The sequence below is a fragment of the Thiocapsa marina 5811 genome (genome assembly GCF_000223985.1).
GTDB lineage: Bacteria > Pseudomonadota > Gammaproteobacteria > Chromatiales > Chromatiaceae > Thiocapsa > Thiocapsa marina.
Genome location: NZ_AFWV01000055.1, coordinates 1 through 841 on the forward strand (window position 1 = coordinate 1; position 841 = coordinate 841).

The 841-nt window shown below is 65.9% G+C and carries 1 pseudogene; it reads right to left on the reverse strand.

The window, feature by feature from the left end:
• Positions 1 to 572 (reverse strand): annotated as a pseudogene (locus tag THIMADRAFT_RS24230) (DISARM system SNF2-like helicase DrmD); the annotation flags it as partial.
• Positions 573 to 841: the final 269 nt, after the last annotated feature.

The window sequence follows — 841 nt, forward strand, 5'->3', positions numbered from 1 at the left end:
TACTCGGTGAAGATGATGACGCGCGCTTGGTTCCACTGGCCGCCGGGGCGCAGGGTCTGCTTCAGCCAATCGATCAGGGTCCGGGCCTTGCTGTCGGGGCGCAGACTGGTTTTGGCGGCGTAGGCGCTGAGCTGTCGCAGCAGTGCCTGTTCTTCGGCGGAGATCGGCGAGAGGGCCTGACTGACGGAACCGACAACCTCGCCGGTTTCAAGCTCGTACGCCTCGTCGTCGGCGTAATCGTCGGAGAAATCCTCGATGTCGCGGGCGACCGCGGCGGTGCTCGCGGCTGCTCGGCGGCCGACGCTGGCGATGTGCTTTTCCAGTGTGATCCCGAAGGCGGCAGGCGAGGAGAAGAGGCGCTTCTTGAGCAGCTTGAGGACGAACTCGGCGGCCATGCGCTCGCCGTCGGAGGTGGCCTGTTTGAGACGCAGCGCGGAATAGGTCTGCAAGGCGCGGTGGGCTTGGCGTTCCTCCTCGGTGTAGGGCACCTCCAGGTGTTTGACGACCCGTTCGGCAAAGCGCCGGCTGCCGTCCCAGCGCAGTTTCAGCTCCGACTTCATCCGCCGGACCATGACGGCATCCAATTGATTGCGGTCGGGTGTGACGGCACGGGCGAACCGCTGGCTGTCGAGCAGCTCCAGCAGGGCGGCAAAGCTCTCGCTGTAACCGTTGTGCGGGGTGGCGGAGAGGAACAGCTTGTGCTCGAATGCGGGGCCAGCAGGCGAATGGCCAGGGTGCGCATGGAGTCGGTGGCGTACTTAGCCGCGCCCGGAGGGGCCACGTTGTGGGCCTCGTCGACGATCAGCAGATCATAGGCCCGCGGGTAAGCGGACTGCTCGCC